18 protein-coding genes and 1 pseudogene are annotated in these 18373 nt (G+C 64.1%); 8 read left to right on the top strand and 11 right to left on the bottom strand.

The features are described 5' to 3' along the window. Positions 1-59: 59 nt before the first annotated feature. The 4 genes from FAA86_RS04040 to FAA86_RS04025 form a co-directional block, all read right to left on the bottom strand. The gene (locus tag FAA86_RS04040; protein WP_136538488.1) at positions 60-878 is read right to left on the bottom strand and encodes a L,D-transpeptidase; all 819 of its coding nucleotides are present in this window, start codon (positions 876-878) and stop codon (positions 60-62) included. A gap of 89 nt (positions 879-967) precedes the next feature. After that, positions 968-1228: a cysteine rich repeat-containing protein gene (locus FAA86_RS24495; protein ID WP_167494886.1), complete on the bottom strand. Its 261-nt coding sequence runs from the start codon at positions 1226-1228 to the stop codon at positions 968-970. Beyond that, complete coding sequence (locus FAA86_RS04030; RefSeq protein ID WP_136538486.1) at positions 1225-2178, bottom strand: sterol desaturase family protein; 954 nt, start codon at positions 2176-2178, stop codon at positions 1225-1227. The genes FAA86_RS24495 and FAA86_RS04030 overlap by 4 nt, the downstream gene beginning before the upstream one ends. Before the next feature lie 194 nt (positions 2179-2372). Continuing rightward, positions 2373-2675, bottom strand: a complete 303-nt coding sequence (locus FAA86_RS04025) for a hypothetical protein (RefSeq protein WP_183954582.1) — start codon at positions 2673-2675, stop codon at positions 2373-2375. Between the two features lie 166 nt (positions 2676-2841). Here FAA86_RS04025 and FAA86_RS04020 point away from each other — a divergent pair, with 166 nt between their 5' ends. Beyond that, a complete protein-coding gene (locus FAA86_RS04020) occupies positions 2842-3573 on the top strand; it encodes a response regulator (protein WP_281281683.1) in 732 nt (243 codons plus the stop codon). Next, the gene (locus FAA86_RS04015) at positions 3573-4958 is read left to right on the top strand and encodes a sensor histidine kinase (protein ID WP_136538485.1); all 1386 of its coding nucleotides are present in this window, start codon (positions 3573-3575) and stop codon (positions 4956-4958) included. The genes FAA86_RS04020 and FAA86_RS04015 overlap by 1 nt, the downstream gene beginning before the upstream one ends. Here FAA86_RS04015 and FAA86_RS04010 read toward each other — a convergent pair. Beyond that, positions 4940-6475, bottom strand: coding sequence for an MDR family MFS transporter (locus tag FAA86_RS04010; RefSeq protein WP_136538986.1), 1536 nt, complete (start codon positions 6473-6475; stop codon positions 4940-4942). The genes FAA86_RS04015 and FAA86_RS04010 overlap by 19 nt on opposite strands. A gap of 202 nt (positions 6476-6677) precedes the next feature. Between FAA86_RS04010 and FAA86_RS04005 the strand changes: the two genes are divergently transcribed. Beyond that, entirely contained in the window at positions 6678-7229 is a 552-nt protein-coding gene (locus tag FAA86_RS04005; RefSeq protein WP_136538484.1) for a MarR family winged helix-turn-helix transcriptional regulator, read from the top strand. 144 nt (positions 7230-7373) lie between these two features. On the opposite strand, the gene FAA86_RS04000 is transcribed toward FAA86_RS04005, so the two are convergent. Next, the gene (locus tag FAA86_RS04000; RefSeq protein WP_113460547.1) at positions 7374-7577 is read right to left on the bottom strand and encodes a hypothetical protein; all 204 of its coding nucleotides are present in this window, start codon (positions 7575-7577) and stop codon (positions 7374-7376) included. Positions 7578-7794: 217 nt separating this feature from the next. On the opposite strand from FAA86_RS04000, the pseudogene FAA86_RS03995 reads away from it, so the two are divergent. Further along, positions 7795-9173 (top strand): annotated as a pseudogene (locus FAA86_RS03995) (TIGR03808 family TAT-translocated repetitive protein). Between the two features lie 121 nt (positions 9174-9294). Continuing rightward, positions 9295-11133, top strand: coding sequence for a putative bifunctional diguanylate cyclase/phosphodiesterase (locus tag FAA86_RS03990; protein WP_136538483.1), 1839 nt, complete (start codon positions 9295-9297; stop codon positions 11131-11133). Positions 11134-11184: 51 nt separating this feature from the next. On the opposite strand, the gene FAA86_RS03985 is transcribed toward FAA86_RS03990, so the two are convergent. Further along, complete coding sequence (locus FAA86_RS03985) at positions 11185-11739, bottom strand: DUF2087 domain-containing protein (RefSeq protein WP_136538482.1); 555 nt, start codon at positions 11737-11739, stop codon at positions 11185-11187. A 303-nt stretch (positions 11740-12042) separates the two neighbouring features. Between FAA86_RS03985 and FAA86_RS03980 the strand changes: the two genes are divergently transcribed. After that, positions 12043-12702 (top strand): glutathione S-transferase family protein, encoded by a 660-nt coding sequence (locus FAA86_RS03980; protein ID WP_136538481.1) that lies wholly within the window; start codon positions 12043-12045, stop codon positions 12700-12702. Between the two features lie 10 nt (positions 12703-12712). Here FAA86_RS03980 and FAA86_RS03975 read toward each other — a convergent pair whose 3' ends face one another. The 3 genes from FAA86_RS03975 to FAA86_RS03965 all read right to left on the bottom strand — a co-directional run bounded on the left by FAA86_RS03975 (position 12713) and on the right by FAA86_RS03965 (position 16479). Next, positions 12713-14056, bottom strand: a complete 1344-nt coding sequence (locus tag FAA86_RS03975; protein ID WP_136538480.1) for a lipopolysaccharide biosynthesis protein — start codon at positions 14054-14056, stop codon at positions 12713-12715. Next, positions 14041-15315: a GNAT family N-acetyltransferase gene (locus tag FAA86_RS03970; protein WP_167494885.1), complete on the bottom strand. Its 1275-nt coding sequence runs from the start codon at positions 15313-15315 to the stop codon at positions 14041-14043. The genes FAA86_RS03975 and FAA86_RS03970 overlap by 16 nt, the downstream gene beginning before the upstream one ends. Before the next feature lie 156 nt (positions 15316-15471). Next, positions 15472-16479 (bottom strand): asparaginase, encoded by a 1008-nt coding sequence (locus tag FAA86_RS03965; RefSeq protein WP_136538478.1) that lies wholly within the window; start codon positions 16477-16479, stop codon positions 15472-15474. A 72-nt stretch (positions 16480-16551) separates the two neighbouring features. Between FAA86_RS03965 and FAA86_RS03960 the strand changes: the two genes are divergently transcribed. Then, positions 16552-17286, top strand: coding sequence for a DUF3750 domain-containing protein (locus FAA86_RS03960; protein WP_136538477.1), 735 nt, complete (start codon positions 16552-16554; stop codon positions 17284-17286). Positions 17287-17553: 267 nt separating this feature from the next. Beyond that, positions 17554-17808: a CopG family ribbon-helix-helix protein gene (locus FAA86_RS03955; RefSeq protein WP_136538476.1), complete on the top strand. Its 255-nt coding sequence runs from the start codon at positions 17554-17556 to the stop codon at positions 17806-17808. A gap of 11 nt (positions 17809-17819) precedes the next feature. On the opposite strand, the gene FAA86_RS03950 is transcribed toward FAA86_RS03955, so the two are convergent. Further along, complete coding sequence (locus FAA86_RS03950; protein WP_167494884.1) at positions 17820-18338, bottom strand: hypothetical protein; 519 nt, start codon at positions 18336-18338, stop codon at positions 17820-17822. Between the last annotated feature and the right edge of the window lie 35 nt (positions 18339-18373).

Raw genomic sequence — 18373 nt, 5'->3', positions numbered from 1 at the left:
AGCAACGCCGCCCCCCTTTCACGTTTTGGAGAGAGGGGGAAGGTCGCAAAAGAGTGTCGCTAAATGACAACAATCGGGGTGTTGTCCGGCACCCGGTCGAAGAGATCGATGACATCCTGGTTGAACATGCGCACGCAGCCGGATGAGGTTGCCTTGCCGACCGACTGCCAGTCGGGCGTGCCGTGGACGCGGTAAAGCGTGTCCTTGCCGTTCTGGTAGATGTAGAGCGCGCGGGCGCCGAGCGGATTGTTGCGGCCGGCGACGAGACCACCCCGTTCGGCAGACACAGAGCGCAGGTTCGGATTGTTCTCCACCATGTCGTCCGTCGGGGTCCAGTGCGGCCATTTCGCCTTACGCTGGATCACGCCCCTGCCCGACCAGGCATAGCCGTCGCGACCAAGGCCGACGCCATAGCGGATCGCCTTGCCGCCCGGCTGGACGAGATAGAGGTAGTGCGCCTTGGTGTCGACGACGATGGTGCCAGGGGCTTCGACGGTCTGATAGACCACTTCCTGACGCAGCATGTCGGAGCGCACCCGGTCAAGCGGGATCGGCGACAGCGTGTGGCCGTCATCCACCACCAGACCATACATGGTCCGATGCAGCGGATTGGTCACCGGCAGACCATAGGTCTGGTGGAACTGCGTCTGGTAGAGATTGCGCTTTTGCGGCGCGGTCTGATCGGCAGCCGGCGGCGTGCGCGCCGGATCATACCAGACGGGGGCGACCTCATCCTGGAAGACGTCGATGTTCATCCGGCTGGTGTCTGTCACGAGGATGCAGCCCGATAGCGACCCGACGAGCGCCGTGCCCAGCCCGAGCGACACAAGGCGTCTGGACAGGAGGGAGACCGGGCCGGAGGGGGTGGGTTTGGACATGCTGCACCGATTCACTGACATCGTTGCCTGTACCCTGTCAGTCGCGGCTGGCGCGAAGCTTATGGCAAAGGCCGGCTTCGCGCCCCGTTTCAGGATTTGCGCGCGGCGTCGAGCGTCGTGCGGCAGTCCGGCTGCAGCTCGGCAAGGTGGTCCGAGAGGCAGAGCAGGATGCGACCTTCGCCGCGCTTCACATTGGCGCAGAAGCGCTCGATATCCGCCCGGCACAGGCGGGCCGCCTCCATCAGCTTTGCCCGTCCTTCCGGGGTCAGCGTGATGCCCTGCTGGGCGTGGCCCAATCCGGCGCCGGCGAGCACCATGAGGATGGCGAGATAATTCCGGGTGGCGGTCATGCGGTGTCTCCGTCTGTCTGTGCTGGTTGAGTTTGTCTTTCGCCCAAGGGCAAGGGGTTGGGCGCCTGCCGGCATGGTTCGGCAGCGCCTGCCTCCGGCTTTCGGCCCGCCGGCCGGCGGGTGACCGGGCCGAAGGCGATGGACAGGGCAGCGCGCAGGCTGGCCGCCCTGCCAAGGTCGCGCAGGATTGCCGCCCATTCGCCGAAGGCGATGCGCAGAGGGTTCACGCTCGGACTGCGGCCACGCAGGCCATAGCGCAAAGGCTCATTGCGGGGTGCCTCGGCAAAGGTGCCAAACATCCGGTCGAAGACGATCAGAATGCCGCCGAAATTGCGATCGAGGCAGGTGTCGTTCGATGCGTGGTGGACGCGGTGATGGGCCGGCGTGTTCAGCACCCATTCAAGGGGACCGAGACGCGGGGCAAGCTCGGTATGCAGAAAGAACTGATAGAAAAGGTTCAGGCTGAGAACAGCGACAATGGCGGCCGGATGGAAGCCAAACCAGGCAAGCGGCAGAAAGAAGAGGAACTGGCCGGAGATCGCTCCGGTCCAGCCAAGGCGCACGGCTGCAGTGAAGTTGATGCGGGTGGGCGAATGATGGACGGCATGGGTGGCCCACATCCAGCGGATCACATGGCTGGCGCGGTGCTGCCAGTAGTAGAGGAAATCGGCCGCGAAAAAGAGCGCCAGCATGGCAAGCGGCGATGCACTCGAAAACTCGAAAAGCCGGTGCTCGTAGAGGAAGAGGAACGGCACTGCCAGCAGGGCCGATTCCACCCCCCTGAGCAGGACATGGCCAAGGGCGACGCCGAGGGAGGCGGCCGTCTCGCGCAGGTCGTGGCTTTCGTCGTGATGGGCGAGGCGTGCGAGGCCATATTCGAGCAGCATCAGGCTGGCGGCCATCGGCAGTACGGCAAGGCGGAAGGTGGTTTCGGTCAACGGGGAGAACATCGGAGACCTCGTCTCTATCGGGGGAATTCGGCAACCGCGCTCGCGGCGGCCAGGGCATCAAGGAAACGGGATAGCCGCTCCGGCAAGCGGGACGGGCTTGAGCGACTCCATGGCAGGGCATTGCTGCCGGTCAGGGATAGAGAGGCCGGACGATTCCGCGTGGGGGTGAGAGAGAACCGTCCGGCCGGGCAACGTCAGCGGCTAACGCTGCCCGTAACGGTGGCGGAACCGCCGTTCGAACCGTTGTAGGTCTTGGTCCGGGTGCAGTTCTGGTAGCTCGGATCGCAGGTGACCGAGCCGTTGGCGCTCATGGAATTGCCGCGCGGACCGGTGCGCACGGCGCTGCGGGTGCATGTACCTCCGGCGCAGGTGCCCGTGGCGCTCATGCTCGACGATCCCTGATTGCTGGTGACGGTGCGATTGCGGCTCCAGGCGGCCGCCTCGGAAACCATGGCGACGCTCATCAGCGCGGTGAGCAGAAGGGCGGTCTTGTTCATCGGGTCAATCCTCTTTGCGGATGAAGTGGGTCTGTGGCGAAAGACCGGAGAGCCAGTCGCTTCGTCGAGGATGACAATGGGAGGGGCGCTTTTCTGGCCGATGAACCGAATGTAGCATTTTGTATCAATGCATCGCCGTGACTTGATTTCAGCGGGGGGCGCCAGCATGCTTTCCACCATGCCTCATGCCGCCCCCACCATCATCCTCGTCGACGACGACCCGGATATCCGCGAACTGGTCAGCAACCTGCTGACACGGGAAGGCTTTGCCGTGACGCCCGCCGAAAGCGGACGCGCGCTCGATGTCGCCCTCAGGCAAGGCATGCCCGACCTTATCATCCTCGACCTGATGCTGCCGGGCGAGGATGGGCTGTCGATCTGCCGGCGGCTGCGCACGACATCTCATGTGCCGATCCTGATGCTGACGGCGAAAAGCGACGAGACCGACCGGGTGGTGGGACTGGAACTCGGCGCCGACGACTATCTGAGCAAGCCGTTCGGCCCGCGTGAACTCCTGGCCCGCGTGCGGGCGATCCTGCGGCGGGCCGGCCTGAACGAGCAGCTGCGCCAGCCGAAGGTCCGGCGTTTTGCCTTCGATCGGTTCATCCTGGATCTCGATGCGCGCGTGGTGATGTTCGGGGACGAGCCGGCGGGGCTGACCAGCGCGGAATTCGACCTGCTCGCCTGTTTCGTCGAGCATCCGCGCCGGGTTTTGTCGCGCGATCAGATCCTCGACTATACCCATGGCCGCCAAGCCGACCCGCTCGACCGCACGGTCGACATTCTGGTTTCGCGGCTCAGGCGCAAGCTCGAAACGCTCGACCCGGAGAGCCGGCTGATCACCACCGTGCGCAATGGCGGCTATCTGATGACGGCAACCGTCCGGCAGGCGCCGTGATGGGACGGCTCGGGCTTTCGGCACGCCTGATGGCGATCGGTGCCAGCGTGCTGCTGGTGCTCTGGCTGCTCATTCTTGCGGCCTATTACAGAAGCAATGTTTCCAACCTGCACGACACCTCGCCGGAACGGCTGGCGACGATCACCAGGATCCTGTCACGCACCGATCCTGGCGAGCGGGCGGGGCTCGTGGCGGCGCTGAGTTCCCCGCCGCTCTCATTTTCCCTGGCCGCCGACGAAACACAGGGGCGCCTGTCGCCATCAACTGAGGTGCCGGCGCATCCTGGCGGCGAAGACATAACCGGACGCCCCGAGTTTGCCCGCCATCGCGAAGTCCTCGGGCAAAGCCTGGTTTCGATCCGGATCGCCGAGGGGCGCGTCCTGCGGCCGCTTCTGCTGCGCTGGGGCGGAGCGAGCTTTCTGCCGCTCACCTATATCCTGCGCCTCGACGACGGGTCGCTCCTGATCGTCGCGGGCCGCGTGGCACCCGGGTTCAACCTTTTCGGCCTTCCGGTCGGGCTCGGCGCCGGGCTGGTCGGCACGATCATGGGGCTCCTGGTGCTGCTGCTGGTGCAGCGGGAAATCCGCCCGCTGCTGACACTGGCGCGCGCCGCCGACCGGATGGATCCGTCCGGCCCGCCGATCCGGTTGCCTGCGGTCTCGGGCCGGACGCGGGAGGTGCGCAGCCTGATCCAGGCCTTCGGGCGGATGCAGGATCGCCTGCAGCTGCTGCTCTCCTCGCGGCTGGCGCTGATCTCCGGCGTGCAGCACGACGTGCGCTCCTTTGCGACGCGGCTGAGGCTCAGGGTCGAGGCGATCCCCGAGGCAACCGATCGTGAAAAGGCGATCCGCGACATCGAGGACATGATCCGGCTGCTCGACGACGCGCTCTTGACTGCCCGCGGCGCACAGGGGAGCCTGGACGAGGAACTGATCGACCTTGGTGAATGGGTGACAGGTGAAACTGCCGATCTTCGGCAGAACGGACTTCCGGTCACGCTCGGATCGATCCCCGACGGAACGATCGAAGTGCTGGCCGACCGGCTGGCGATCAAGCGCATCCTCGGAAACCTCGTGGACAATGCGGTGAAATACGGGAGCCAGGCCGAAGTTGGGGTCAGGCGCATCGGAGAAGAGGCCGTGCTCTTCGTGCGCGACGAGGGGCCAGGTGTGCCCCAGGATATGCGAGCGCTGCTGCTCGAACCTTTTACGCGCGGAGAGCCGTCGCGGGCCAGGGACACTGGCGGCGCGGGGTTGGGCCTCGCTATTGTTCAGACGCTCGCCCGTGCCCATGGCGGCACTATAGAGATCTCCGGGGGACCGAGCGGCGGGGCAGAGGTGCGGGTGTATCTGCCCCTGTTTCAGTCTCAGGCCTCTGCAGGCTGAAGTGACGCATCCGCAACCTTCCCCTCGCCTTCGCGCGGCAGGCGGATGTTGGGCAGCAGAAGCGCGCAGATCAGGCCGATGACCATCATGCCCGACGCCGTCAGGAAGAGCGGGACAAAGGCCTCGGAATAGGCATTGGCGACGAGCGCGCGGGCGGCGTCCGGCAGGGCAGCCAGGCCCTCGGGTGTGAGGTTGCGGAAGTCGACGCCGCCGGGCAGCGCGATCTGCACATGGGTGAGGCCGGAGCTGACGATGGCGCCGTAGATGGAGATGGCGATTGCAGCGCCGCCCATGCGGGTGAGAGTCACCGTGCCGGTGGCAGCGCCGACGTCAGCGCGCGAGGCAGCGTTCTGCACGCCGATGACGGGGACCTGCTGGCCGATGCCGACGCCGAAGCCCTGCAGGAGCATGACGAGCGCTATGAAGATCAGCGGCGTTCCCGCATGCAGGAAGGAGAAGATGCCGAGGCTGATGACGCCAAGCGCTGTAGACGCGATTGAGAAGGGCTTGTAGCGGCCGGTGCGGGCGATCAGGCGACCGGCGGCGATGGAGCCGAAGGCGATGCCGCCCGTGGTCGCGACGAAGAGCAGGCCGGCCATCGAGGGCGAGAGGCCAGTCGTGGTCTGCAGGTAAAGGGCGATATAGTTGACCGAGCCGATGCCGATGGCGCCCGAAACGAGCGAGATGACCAAGAGCAGATTGATCGTGGGCTTGGAGAAGAGGGAGAGCGGTACGACGGGTTCCGGTGCCCGGCGTTCGACGAGGACCCAGCCGACCGCGCAGAGAGCACCGAAGGCGACGACGGCGAGGCTCTCCCATGATATCAGCGAGCCGAAGATCTGGCCGCTATCGGCCCAAAAGACGATCGAGGCGACGGCACCGGCCAGCAGGATGGCACCGGCGTAATCGATCTTCGGCTTTCTATCAGGCTTGCGATAGGGGAGCAGGAAGGCAAGGCCGATCAAGACGGCGATGCCGATCGGCAGGTTGACGAGGAAGATCGAGCGCCAGCCGAAGAGATCGGAGAGCGTGCCGCCGAGGACAGGACCGAGTGCGCCGGACTCCATCAGCACGAGGCTCGAATAGCTCTGATAGCGGGCGCGTTCACGCGGCTCGAAGAGATCGGCATTGATCGAGAAAATCGAGACCATGATGCCGCCGCCACCGAGCGCCTGGAGAACGCGGGCGGCGATCAGCGTGTCCATGGAGACGGCGAGACCGCAGACGAGCGAGCCGAGCGTGAAGATCGCAATCGCTGCCATGATCACGTATTTGCGGCCGAAGAGATCACCCAGCTTGCCATAGAGCGGCATGACGGCGCTGGTGGTGAGCAGATAGGCGGAGCCGACCCAGCCGAAGCGCTCCAGTTCGCCGAACTCGCCGACGATGGTGGGAAGCGCGGTCGAGACGATCTGGTTGTCGAGGGTCGCCATGAACATGGCAGACATCAGCAGGAGATAGACGAACAGGCGGAGCCTGGGATCGGTGACCAGCGGGCCCTCGGCGGGCGCGGTCATGCCTGCTGCCGAACGCGGCGTCGGGTGGGGTTCAAAGCGGGGTTCCGGGCCGGCTGGCGCGGCTGTGCTGGACTTGGTCATGGATCGGGGGCTCCTGTCTGACCGCAAAATGTGCCTCTCGCAATTATATGTCAATAGCACATATTTGCTGATCGCATCTATTTTGCTTTTCGCTGCCGTCAGGCTCTGCTATGGTCCGCCCATGACATCTGCTTCGCATTCCAGACCCACGGTCCTTGAAGATCTGCCCGACACCGATGGCCCCTCGCCTGTCGGCGCCCCGCCATTGGCCGCCATCGGTCACGCCATGACGCGCATGCGGCTCCTGATCGGGCGCCGCTTCATCGGGCGCATGGCGCTGAGACGGATCGGCACGGGGCTCGAGCTCTCCGACCTCGACGCGATCGGCGTGATCAAGCGGATCGGCAGCCAGCAGGAAGTGACGGTCGGGACGATTGCCGAGCAGCTCCGCATCGATCCGTCGCGCGGCAGCCGGATCGTGGCCGATCTGGTGAAACAGGGTCTTCTGGAACGCGCCGCCTCACAGGAGGACGGACGCCGGAGCCTGGTGCGGGTGACGGAGGCCGGTCGCAAGGTGCTTGACGACATCGAGGCGATCAAGCGGGAGACAATCATGGAAGCAACGGCCGGATGGTCGGACGAAGAGGTCGAGACCTTCGGGCGCCTCTACATGCGGTTTACCGAGGGGCTGGAAGCGCAGTTTGATCGCTTCGAACAGGACGAAGGTCGCTAGCCGCACATCCCTGCGGACATAGACCCGGCCGGCATTCCCTCCCCCGAGAAAACGCCGGCCGGTCGTCATGGGACCGGTTATCCACCACCCCTTGCCGCTCCGCCAGGACAGAAAGGGTTTGTGTCCCACGCCGAATGGCATGGATCAGACGGGCTTGGGGCCCTGAAGAGCGTTGTAGATCTTCTTCCCCAGTACGGCGGCGATCGGAATGGAGATCACCAGACCGGCCGCAAAGGCCGCCGCTATCTGCCAGCCTTCCCGCATGTCGAGCGACAGGACCGCGATCACCGAAGCACCGCCAACGGCGCTTGCGACGAGGATGTAGAGAACTGCGGCCAGACGAAGCATGACGAAACTCCCTTCGCGTTCATGTCTTTCGAGCTTCACCATAAGATGAGCGGCAACTTTTTCCTTGATCTGGCTCAAATCCTTGACAGGAAATGCTTAGACCAAAGGCGAAGTCGTTCAGTCTCGCCGTTAACATTGTTTTAAGCCTGTTGTTGCCGCCCCTGCCCGCTTCCTCCAAGGTCCCGGACATCACGATTCCACAGGGAACCGACAGGCCATGCCTTCTCGACGCCAAGTCATGATCGGCCTTGGCGGGCTGCTCGCGACGGCGGGCCTGCCCGGGCGCAGGCCCGTGGCGCAAGCCCAGACGCTGGCCATGGCGGAGCTGCGCGGCGGGTTCGATGCGGCCGAGGCCGGCATCCTGCCGGGCACGGAAGACGACCAGAGCCGCCGGCTGCAAGATCTGATCGATCGGGCGGCAGCCGTGGGCCAGCCGGTCTTCCTGCCGGTCGGCACCTATGAAGTTGCCAATCTGGAACAGCGCGATGGTACCCGCCTGACCGGTGTGCCCGGCCTGACCCGGCTCGTCTATCGCGGTGACGGGCATCTGATCGCCGCCCAGGACATCAGGCGCGTCAGCCTCTCGGGCATCACCTTCGACGGTGCCAATCGGTGGCTTGCCGATTACACCGAGGGGCTTCTCTCATTTCGCAGTGTCGACGAGGTCGTCATCGACGGTTGCGAAGTCGTCGGCAGCCGCAATGCGGGATCTATGTCGCGCGGTCTGGCGGGCGCATCGAAGGCTCGCGTCTGTCCGGTGCGGCAGAAGCCGGGATCTGGGCGATCGAAGGCAGAGCCTTCACGATCCGGGACAACGAAGTCTTCGACTGCGGCAATGGCGGCATTCTGGTTCATCGCTGGACCAAGGGTGAAGACGGCACCGTCATCAGCGGCAACAGGGTGGCGCGCATCGGCGCGACCAATGGCGGCACCGGACAGTATGGCAACGGCATCAACATCTTCAGGGCCGACAATGTGCTGGTCTCGGGCAACCACGTTTCCGATTGCGCCTTTTCCGCCATCCGGGCGAATTCCGCCTCCAACATCACGATCAGCAGCAACCAGGCCTTCCGCTCCGGGGAGACGGCCATCTACGCAGAATTCGAGTTCGAGGGCGCGCTGATCACTGGCAATATCGTCGACGGGGCGGCCATCGGGATCTCGGTTGCCAATTTCGATCATGGCGGGCGGCTCTCGACGGTGAGCGACAACGTCGTGCGCGGGATCGTCAACAAGGGACCTTACGAGCCGACGGTCAGCGGCTTCGGTTTTGGCATCTCGGTCGAGGCGGACACGCTGGTGACCGGCAATCTCGTCGAGGGTGCGGAGACGGCAGCACTTGCGATCGGCTGGGGGCCCTATCTACGCAATGTCATCGTGAGCGACAACATCCTGCGCGGCAGCCCCGAGGGCATGCGGGTGAGCGTGGTCGAGGGTTCGGGCCAGACGCTGATCAGCGGCAATGTCGTGGACGGGGCGCAGCAGGGCGCGGTCGTCGGCTATCGCTGGAACGATCGGGTGGGCGGCGCCCTTTCCGATGGCGACACGACCCATGCGCATCTCACATTGCGCGGGAACGTCATCGCCGGCGGATGAGCGGCACGAGCAAGGCGTGACGTTAACCGCGCGGAAACCAATATGCGACCTTTCGAACTCTCGTAATTTCTGTTTAAGCTCACTCTGATTTACTTGCGGCAGTTAACCTGTCGTGGGTCACATGCTTCTTCCTCTGCAGAACATAATCCTCGAGAAGATTGCGACCGGCCAGTCACTGGCCGAGACCGTGGATTATCTGTGCCGCGAAGTCGAGACGACGACCGACGACATCGTCTGCTCGGTATTGCTGCTTGACGAGGATCGGCGGCTGCGGCATCTGGCCGGCCCCTCCCTTCCCCTGGAATACACCTCTGCCATCGACGGCGTTGCGATCGGTCATGGCGTCGGATCCTGCGGGACAGCGGCCTATTACGGCGAGCCGGTGCTGGTCGAGGACATTGACAGCCATGAATACTGGCAGCCCTACAAGCAGCTTGCCCTGCCGCTTGGTCTGAAGGCCTGCTGGTCGACGCCGATCATCGGATCGGGCAAGGTGCTCGGCACCTTCGCCTTCTACTACCGCAACATCAGGGGGCCCTCCGAGCAGGAGCGGCAGATCGTCAAGGCCTGCGTACATCTCTGCGCCATCGCCATTGAGCGCGATCAGCGCATGGCAGAGCGGCGGCGTCTGGCCGATACCGATGGCCTGACGGGTCTGCCGAACCGCAGCCGGTTCAACGAGGTCATTGCCGAAGTCTCGCGGCGCGAGCCCGATTGGGCCCTGATGCTGATCGATCTCGACAATCTGAAGATGGTCAACGACACCTTCGGCCATGGTGCCGGTGACGATCTGATCCGGATCGTGGCCGAACGCATGAAACAGGAAGCGCCGGCCGGCATGGCGTTTCGCCTCGGCGGCGACGAATTTGCCGTGATCGTTCCCTGTATCGTGACGACGGAGCCTGCAGCGCTCGCCGAAACGCTGATCTCGCGGATCAAGGAGCCGGCGGATTGCGGCGGACACCTGATCTATCCCGCAGCGACGCTGGGCGGCGCCAAGGCCGGCGCGGAACGCAGCCCGCAGCAGGTGCGGCAGAATGCCGACTACGCGCTCTACCATGCCAAGGAACGGGCCCGCGGCCGCTATCTCGAATATCAGGCAGGCCTCGGCACCTCGATCGCCAAGCGCTTCCGCTCAGTGCAGGAGGTCGATCAGGCGCTGCGCGATAACAGGATCGATGCGCATTTCCAGCCGGTGGTCGAGCTCGCAACGGGCCGCATCATGGGGTTTGAATCGCTCTGCCGCATGACCATGCCGGACGGGCGTCTGGTGGCGGCAGCCCATTTTCACGAGGCGATGAAGGACGCCCATGTGGCGATCGAGATCACCGAGCGCATGCTGGAGCGGATCGCCGCGGCAGCCAGCGAGTGGAAGCGCGAGGGTCTTCTCTTCTCCCGTATCGGCCTGAACCTGTCTGCGGCCGATTTTCATCGCGGCGGGCTGACGCGACGGATTATCGACGCCTTGGCTCGGGCGGGGCTCGAGCCGATGACCATCACAGCGGAGGTGACGGAGTCTGTCTATCTCGCGCAGAAGGACAATGTCGTTGCCGAAGAGATCCATGCGCTGCGCGAAGCCGGCATCAAGGTGGCGCTCGACGATTTCGGGACGGGTTTTGCCTCGCTCACCCATCTCCTGACCGTGCCGGTCGATATCATCAAGATCGACAAATGCTTCGTGCGCCGCCTGTCGGATGCCGGTGGTGGCGGGGTCATCACCAAGGGGCTTCTCGATATTGCGCGCGGCCTCGGCATCTGGGTCGTTGCCGAAGGCATCGAGGAACAGGCACAGGCCGAGCATTTGCTCTCGCTCGACTGCAAGGCCGGCCAGGGCTACTACTTCTCCCATCCGGTCGATCGCGACAGCGTGCGGGAAATGCTGGAGGTCAGCAATTTCCACCCGGAATGGTCGCGCTTTGTCAGCGACAGAAACCGGCTCTTGTTCAACAAGGCCGGCTGAGACGCGACATCTGCACGATATCGCGCCCCAGCGCCGATCGGCCTCTTGTGATCAGGCGCTGCGGCGCCGGCCCGTGACGAGGCGGATCAGCTCGCGCGCCTCCGGCGGCGGGCGCTTCTCCATCCGACGATAGAGCCTGCAATCGCGCGTGCGGCTCAAAAGCCCCATGTTGACGAGTTCCCGGCGGATCAGCACGTGATCTGAAAAGCCGTTGTGGCGCGAGAGCACCTCATTGACCGTCTTTTCCGGCATCTCCTCCCCTGCGGGCAGGAAGGACCACAGCACCCAGAGCGCCAGCTGCTGCTGGTTGAGCTTGCCCGGCCAGCGCATGAGAGTGTCGGTGCCGGCAAAGCAGCGGGCGGTGAGCTCCACGCGACGGAAATCGGCCGCCGGTTCGGCCTCGATCATCGGCGGGTTGGCCAGTCGATCTTCCGCGGCGCGGCTAGCCTTAAAATGCTGGTAGTTGCGATAGCCGACGGCACGCGTCAGCATGTTCAAAAGCTCGACATGGCCGGGCACTTGCGCCCGTGCTTCGAGTTCGCGCTTCAGGGTCTTGGCCAGCGCCGACAGATCGGGCGCGGAATAGGCATGTGACGTCCTTGACATCTCATTTCTCCTGGTCGTGCCCGGCTGCCTTGAGCAGCCAACATGGCCGGTGGTCACCGACTTCCGACGGGGCACGGAAAAACGAGCTTCGTCGATCAGAAGAAAGGCAGGTTTAGCTCCCCTTGCCGGGGCGGTGACGCCTGGGTGAACTGCAGACCCTGGAAGCGCAGAAATACGCGCGGCAGGCCGGTTCTGTCAATTCCACCAGCAATCAGGAAATTTCATCGGTCCCATCAGCGCAACCGGCTTTCCCGGAGACCTGACGCGGGATAGCCTCCGCAGCAACAATCACGGGAGTTCCAAATGCTGAAGATCTACGGCGTCTACAAGTCGCGCGCGACGCGCATTCTCTGGCTGATGGAGGAGCTTGGCTCGCCCTTCGAACTGGTCCCGGTACTGCAGGCCTACAAGCTCGCGGACCCGATGGCGGCCGATGCACGGCTCAACACGCGGTCACCGGCGTTTCTCGAGATCAATCCGATGGGCAGCATCCCGACGATCGAGGATGACGGGCTGGTGCTGAACGAGTCGCTCGCACAGACGCTTTACGTGGCCAAGAAACATGGTGGGCCGACCGCGCCGCGCGATCTCATCGAAGAGGCGCAGATGCTGCAATGGTCGCTGTTTGGTGCGACCTCGATCGAAACGGAAGCCTTGAAGATCTCCATGGCCAATAACGAAGGACGGCTTTCCACCGAGGCCGGCCAGCAGGAGGCGAAAGCCGTTGCCCGCATCCTGTCGCGACCCTTCGGCGTTCTGGAAAAGCACTTTGCCGCCCACGACTTTGCCGTCGGCGACCGCTTCACCGTGGCTGACATCAATCTCGGCGAGATCGTGCGTTACGCCCAGGCCTACCAGCCGCTGTTCGATGCTCATCCGAAGACGGCAGCCTGGCTTGCCCGCATCCAGTCCCGCCCGGGCTTCAAGGCGATGTGGGAGAAGCGGCTGGCAGAGGTGGATTGACCGCTGGTCACTACGCTTTGACGCGCGCAAACGGCCGGACTAGGACCCAATAGCCGGTGTGCCGATGCACAAGTGCCGTGACCACTACGAGGCGCAGCGTCTGCACGAGGACCATGGCGACGGCGGCTCCGGTGATGCCCCAGAGGGGCACCAGCAGCAGCATCAGCAGGGCGCAGGCAAAGACCGAGATCGAGACGATCACGAGGCTCAGGCGGTAGCGGCCCTGGACGACCAGGAGTTCGGCCGCCTGGCCGGTTGCGGCGCGGATGACATAGGCAAGCCCGAGCAGCACGAGGCAGGGATAGGCCTTGACGAAGGCCTCGCCGAAGAGGTGGAGCAAAGGATAACCGGCGACCAGCGTCAGCGCCACCGAGGGGATGGTGAGCCAGAAGGTGGCATTGGTGGAGCGGGTGATGCGGGCCTGCAGGCCTGTCCGGTCGGCCGAGGCCAGCGAGAGCGAGAAGCCGCGGGCGGCGACCAGCATGAAGCCATATTGCACGAAGGCTGCGAGCGAGAGGGAACGCTGAGCAGCGAAATAGAGCGAGGCCTGGTCGGGCGAGACGAGGAAGCCGAGGATCAGCACGTCGATCCAGACGAAGAGCTCCTCCGCCGTCATGGCCGGCATCATCAGGACGGAGGCGAGCAGCCAGAAGCGGCGACGCTCATGGCTGGTCACAGGCATCTCCCGCTTCGGCAGGCGAGCGCGCAACAGCAGCGCCTGGGCAACCAGCACGACGACGGAGGCGAGCACGACGATGACAAGCACCGTTACGGCATCCAGAGGCAGACCGGTGAGACGGGCGATGCCGACACCGAGCATGATCAGCACCGGGCGGAAGATGAAGCCCGGAATGGTAGAAAGCGCATACCAGCCGAAGCCTCTGAAGACGCCGGTCAGATAGGTTTCGAGCGAGAGCACGGGAAAGCCGAGCGCAAGGACTGCAAGCGGCAGCAGGAAGGCGCGATCGACGAGGCCTGGCAGCACCACCAGGAAGACCAGCGCCAGGGCCGCGATCACACCGGAGCCTGCGATGACGGCCGTAAAGCCCGTTGCGAGGAAGCCGGTGAGATGGGCCTGTTTTTCCCTTCGCCCGTAGCGGGGAATGAAGCGGGCGGCGGAATCGTAGAAGCCGAGAACGCCGATCTGGCCGACGACGCTGACCCAGGTCCAGAGGATGACATAGACGCCATAGTCTTCCAGCGCCATCAGGCGGGCGAGCAGGATCTGCAGGCCGAGGCCGACGAAGGCTGCGGCGATGCGCACGGTGATGCTGACGAGCGCGCCGCGCAAGCCCGGATCGCGCACGGCATGGACGGCCTTCTGCCTCAGCCTTGCGATCATGGTATGCAGCACAAGACGAGGCTCATGCTGCCGCCGGCGCGGCCGACAAGGGCTTGCAGCCTGTCTAGCACATGGCGGAAGCGTCCCCGCCAGGCCGGCCCCAGACCGTGATAGAGCGCACGCAGACGCGGCCGCAGGCCCGCCATCCACTGGCGGCAATAGACCTGGCCGAGGGCGGTGAGCGGCACGTAGAGCGCGGTGAGCGGCTCGCTGGTATTGGTCCAGCTCGACTTGTAGGCGGAGGGATCGTTGAGGAAATCGAAGCGGTGGATGCCGCTCTCGATCGCCCAGCGCTGGGCGCTTTCCATCTGCACCTTACCGGGCGAATATTGCTGATAGCCGAGATCGATCGCGCCAAGGAAACAATAATAATCCTTGTGGAAGCGCATGCCGAGTTCCATGGCGATCGGAACGCCATCGAGCGTCAGCGCATGGAGATAGACGCAACCTTCGTCCGGGCCGGTACCCTGGCCGAGACCGCGCAGGAAGGCGGCAAAGCGCGGGTCGAAGAGATCACGGCCGAGGCGGCCGGTGCCTTTCAGCCAGTCCTGCTTCATCGCGATGCAGCGGTCGACCTGATCGGCATACTCGGCATCGGCCGGGGTCAGCACCCGGTAGTCGAGCCGGCCGAGCTTCTCAAGCCGGTTGCGGCGGCTGTTGCGCTGCAGGCGCTGCTTTTTTGGAAGTGCGCGGTGGTGGCTTTCCCAATCGGCGATGTCGGTGAGATTGAGGATCGAGGACTGCTGTTCTGTGAGGGGCGAGACGCCCCGGCCGCCGATAATGCGCGCCAGCAACGCCGTCTGCGGCACGTGATCGAGGCAGATCGCATCCCCCTCGCCGCGGCCGCAGATGCCGTCGAAGACAAGCTTGCCAAGCGTGAGGTCGAAACGGGCGGGATCGTAGAGCAGCGCGGCATATTGGTTCATCGGCGCCGACAGGGGCACGACCGCCCGGACCGTGCCGGCGACACGACGCGTCATCAGCGGCCAGATCATCAGGCAGTCGCCGCCGTCCCAGAGCACGTAGACCGAGGGCTTCTGATCGGCTGCCGCCTCCCCGTCGAGAAAGGCCTGGCACCAGCTGATGCACCAGTCAAAGCTTTGGAAATAGGTGAAGGGCTCGGGCGTGCGCCGCTCCAGCGCCTGCCACTCCTCCTTGAGGGCGAGAAGCTGATCCAGCGTTTCCAGGCATTCGAGCTCGAGCCGGCGGCCGTTCTGTACGATCGGCAGGGTCCAGCGACGACCGGCATTGCTGCCGGAGGTCCGGTTCATCCCTCGGCTCGAAACATCCATGAATGCGGCCTCATCGGTTGCGCATGATCCATCGGACCGCCAGTCTAGCCGTGAAGGGTTAAACCTCCCTTGAGGCAGGATCTGGCCGACGCAACCGGCGCGATCGCGGGCGTGGGACGCTTCAGAGAACGAGGCTCAGGCGAAGAGAACGTCGGTCACGCGGACCGAGCCGACTGCCAGGCCGTTCCAGTTGGTCATGCCGTGATTGGCAAGGCGCATAAGGGCGGCCCGTTCTTCGCTGTCCTCATCGAAGTGGCGCGCCAGCAGGGCGGCGATCATGGCTTCCGCGGCGCGGGTGGCGCCATCTTCCGCCTTGACGGCGAAGGAAAGACCCTTGTCCGGCAGCAGGGCGCAGAAGACGCCTTCGGCCCCGGTCTTGGCAAAGATGCGGCCAGGCGCGACCTGCATCAGTCTGGTGCAGAAGCGCTTCGTGCCGGCGACGTAGAAGGGTTCGGCCATGCAGGCATTGATCAGCCGGCGGGCGGCGGCGGCGCGCAGCGGCTCCAAGCCCTTGCCGGTGACGAGCTTGCCGAAGCCGCGCGCAAGGCCGGTGAGCGGCACGGCATAGGTCGGGATCGAGCAGCCGTCCGTCCCGCAATTGTCCCGCGACAGCACGGCGCCGGTGAGATCCGCTATGATGGCGCGGATTGCCTGCTGCAGCGGATGGTCGAAGCCGGCATAGCCGCGCGGCTCCTCGCCGGTGTGGCTGCAGGTGCAGACGAAGCCCGAATGCTTGCCCGAGCAATTGTTGTGAAGCGCCGTCGGCTTGTCGAGCGTGCGGGCCTGATCGATGAGGACAGACTGATGCGAGGACCAATGGGCGCCGCATTCGAGAACGCTCTCATCGAGCCCCGCCGCCTTCAGCATGGCGGCGGCGGTTGCGACATGCTCCGGCTCGCCGGAATGGGAGGAGCAGGCGAGTGCCAGTTCCCTATCGCCAAAACCATAGGCATCCGCGGCACCGCTTTCGACCAGCGGCAGGGCCTGCATGGCCTTGCAGGCGGACCGGGGAAAGACGCCGGAATCGACATCGCCGGCGGAGAAGACAATGCGACCTTCGGCATCGACGACCACGGCCATGCCGCGATGGCGGCTCTCGACGAGTTGACCGCGCGTGACCTCTACCGTGATCGGATTTTCCATGACCTGCCTCAAAATGCCAATATTGTCTGATGCTTGTTAAAGCATGCATTGTCCCGCTGTTCGAGGTCCGGATTGAAATTTCTGCTGCGCATCGTCTCCGTCATCCTGCTCGTCTTCGTGTTGCCGACGCTGGTTTCGGCCGGTCTCTGGGCGACACGCGACCATCCGGATGGCTGGAGTTCGGCGCGGTGGAGCTCTTCCGGACTGCTGCCGACGGCCAAGGAAAGCCCGGAGGCTGCGATCTATGTCTTTTCCGCCATGACCGGCGGGTTGAAGGGCGCAATCGCCAGCCATGCCTGGATCGTCACCAAGGAGGAAAACGGCGAATACCAGCGCTATGACAAGGTCGGCTGGGGCTCGCCGATCCGCCGCAACCACCGGGCGCCGGACGCTTATTGGTATTCCAACCCGCCAAGGCTGGTGGTGGAGATCAAGGGCGAAGAGGCCAAGCGCCTGATCCCGATGGTGGAGGCGGCGATCGCCGGCTATGCCTATGGAAAGCCCGGCGGCTACCGGATCTATCCGGGGCCGAACTCGAACACATTCGTTGCGCATGTGCTGCGTGAGGTGCCGGAACTCGGAGCCGTCCTGCCGGCCGATGCGGTCGGCCGCGACTATCTGCCCGGCGGCGCCTTCTATCATCTCGACAAGGATGGGCGCGACCTGCATCTGAGCCTCGGCGGTCTGGCCGGGCTTTCGGTCGGTGTGCGCAGCGGTCTGGAGGTGAATTTCCTCGGGCTTGTGGCGGGTGTGGATTTCGCGCGGCCGGGGATCAAGGTGCCGGGCTTCGGCACGGTCGGGCTCTAAGCGCCCTTCACAAGCAGCATGGGCTCGGAATCAAAAGAGCCACCCTGAGGGTGGCTCCCATGAGCTTTAGTCCTTTGTCCGGACCCGGGTGGAAGACCACCCGAAGGAAGGCTGGATCAGGCCGAGGGCTGCCCCGTCAAAACCGCACCCTTTCCAAAGTCACGTACGCAGACCGAAATCTCATTAGACATTGGATCACCTTCCTTTCGTTACGTTGCCGATGAGAGTAAGGTAGGTGCGTCGAGTGGATCCGGCAAGGCACGAAATATGACGAAGCTCGAAATAATGTTACCCGAGGCGGCGAGCGGCGCCATCGACAGTCTGGCCCGCCAGACCGGGCAGACGCGGGAGCACATCGTTCAGCGCGCCATCGAGACCTATGTCGAGGGCCTGAACCGGTGGCACGCGGACATGGAGCAAGCCCTGGCGGATGTCGACCGCGACATCGGCCATGACGGCGAGGCGGTACTGGCTTGGGTGGAGAGTTGGAGTGACGGTCACACGAAACCGATAGGGCTTTGATGGGCTCTGATCTAGAGCCTCCTAGAAAGCGCCGGCACACCTATCTGCTCCGTGCGATAACGCTTCTCAAATTCCACGATAACCATTTCAAGCGTTGCTTCAAAAACCGATCGCTCAAACATCATGGGCTCTCCCCTTTCGTGGAGATAACGCCACCTAACAAATGCATCTCTGTGCTGGAAAAGCACGTCTCGGATCCCATAATCAATGCAGAAGAAGCTAGGGTGGAGCGGCGCCACAGTCGCTTTGAAGGCGGTGTCCAGTTTCTGCCGGCTTCCTTCGGTCAGGCTGTCAAAAATCCTGTCGAGATCGTGGTACCAGCGTTTCCTCGTCTTGTCGTAGTCAAAAACGTACCAAGCCTTCAGCGCCAATTCCATTGATAGAGCGAGTAGCATGGGTTCGACACCGATATGGGACCCATCTAAACCGAATGGGTTTTTGACATTGGCATCCGGAAACGTCCGCGCCTTGTTCAGAATCTGACGGGCACTGATGCCCATCTTGACCGCGGTCGTCAGTCGCTCGCTCATCTCGTGCAAGTCCCAGCAACACCTTCAAACTCACT

The organism is Rhizobium rosettiformans W3 (assembly GCF_004912135.1).
Taxonomy (GTDB): Bacteria; Pseudomonadota; Alphaproteobacteria; order Rhizobiales; family Rhizobiaceae; genus Allorhizobium; species Allorhizobium rosettiformans.
This window is presented reverse-complemented; position numbering and strand designations above follow the sequence as displayed.

Excerpts from the sequence above, each read along its gene's own strand:
- FAA86_RS04040 (WP_136538488.1), bottom strand. The coding sequence starts at position 878 with ATGTCCAAACCCACCCCCTCCGGCCCGGTCTCCCTCCTGTCCAGACGC.
- FAA86_RS24495 (WP_167494886.1), bottom strand. The coding sequence starts at position 1,228 with ATGACCGCCACCCGGAATTATCTCGCCATCCTCATGGTGCTCGCCGGC.
- FAA86_RS04030 (WP_136538486.1), bottom strand. The coding sequence starts at position 2,178 with ATGTTCTCCCCGTTGACCGAAACCACCTTCCGCCTTGCCGTACTGCCG.
- FAA86_RS04025 (WP_183954582.1), bottom strand. The coding sequence starts at position 2,675 with ATGAACAAGACCGCCCTTCTGCTCACCGCGCTGATGAGCGTCGCCATG.
- FAA86_RS04020 (WP_281281683.1), top strand. The coding sequence starts at position 2,842 with ATGCTTTCCACCATGCCTCATGCCGCCCCCACCATCATCCTCGTCGAC.
- FAA86_RS04015 (WP_136538485.1), top strand. The coding sequence starts at position 3,573 with ATGGGACGGCTCGGGCTTTCGGCACGCCTGATGGCGATCGGTGCCAGC.
- FAA86_RS04010 (WP_136538986.1), bottom strand. The coding sequence starts at position 6,475 with ATGACCGCGCCCGCCGAGGGCCCGCTGGTCACCGATCCCAGGCTCCGC.
- FAA86_RS04005 (WP_136538484.1), top strand. The coding sequence starts at position 6,678 with ATGACATCTGCTTCGCATTCCAGACCCACGGTCCTTGAAGATCTGCCC.
- FAA86_RS04000 (WP_113460547.1), bottom strand. The coding sequence starts at position 7,577 with ATGCTTCGTCTGGCCGCAGTTCTCTACATCCTCGTCGCAAGCGCCGTT.
- FAA86_RS03990 (WP_136538483.1), top strand. The coding sequence starts at position 9,295 with ATGCTTCTTCCTCTGCAGAACATAATCCTCGAGAAGATTGCGACCGGC.
- FAA86_RS03985 (WP_136538482.1), bottom strand. The coding sequence starts at position 11,739 with ATGTCAAGGACGTCACATGCCTATTCCGCGCCCGATCTGTCGGCGCTG.
- FAA86_RS03980 (WP_136538481.1), top strand. The coding sequence starts at position 12,043 with ATGCTGAAGATCTACGGCGTCTACAAGTCGCGCGCGACGCGCATTCTC.
- FAA86_RS03970 (WP_167494885.1), bottom strand. The coding sequence starts at position 15,315 with ATGAACCGGACCTCCGGCAGCAATGCCGGTCGTCGCTGGACCCTGCCG.
- FAA86_RS03965 (WP_136538478.1), bottom strand. The coding sequence starts at position 16,479 with ATGGAAAATCCGATCACGGTAGAGGTCACGCGCGGTCAACTCGTCGAG.
- FAA86_RS03955 (WP_136538476.1), top strand. The coding sequence starts at position 17,554 with ATGACGAAGCTCGAAATAATGTTACCCGAGGCGGCGAGCGGCGCCATC.
- FAA86_RS03950 (WP_167494884.1), bottom strand. The coding sequence starts at position 18,338 with ATGAGCGAGCGACTGACGACCGCGGTCAAGATGGGCATCAGTGCCCGT.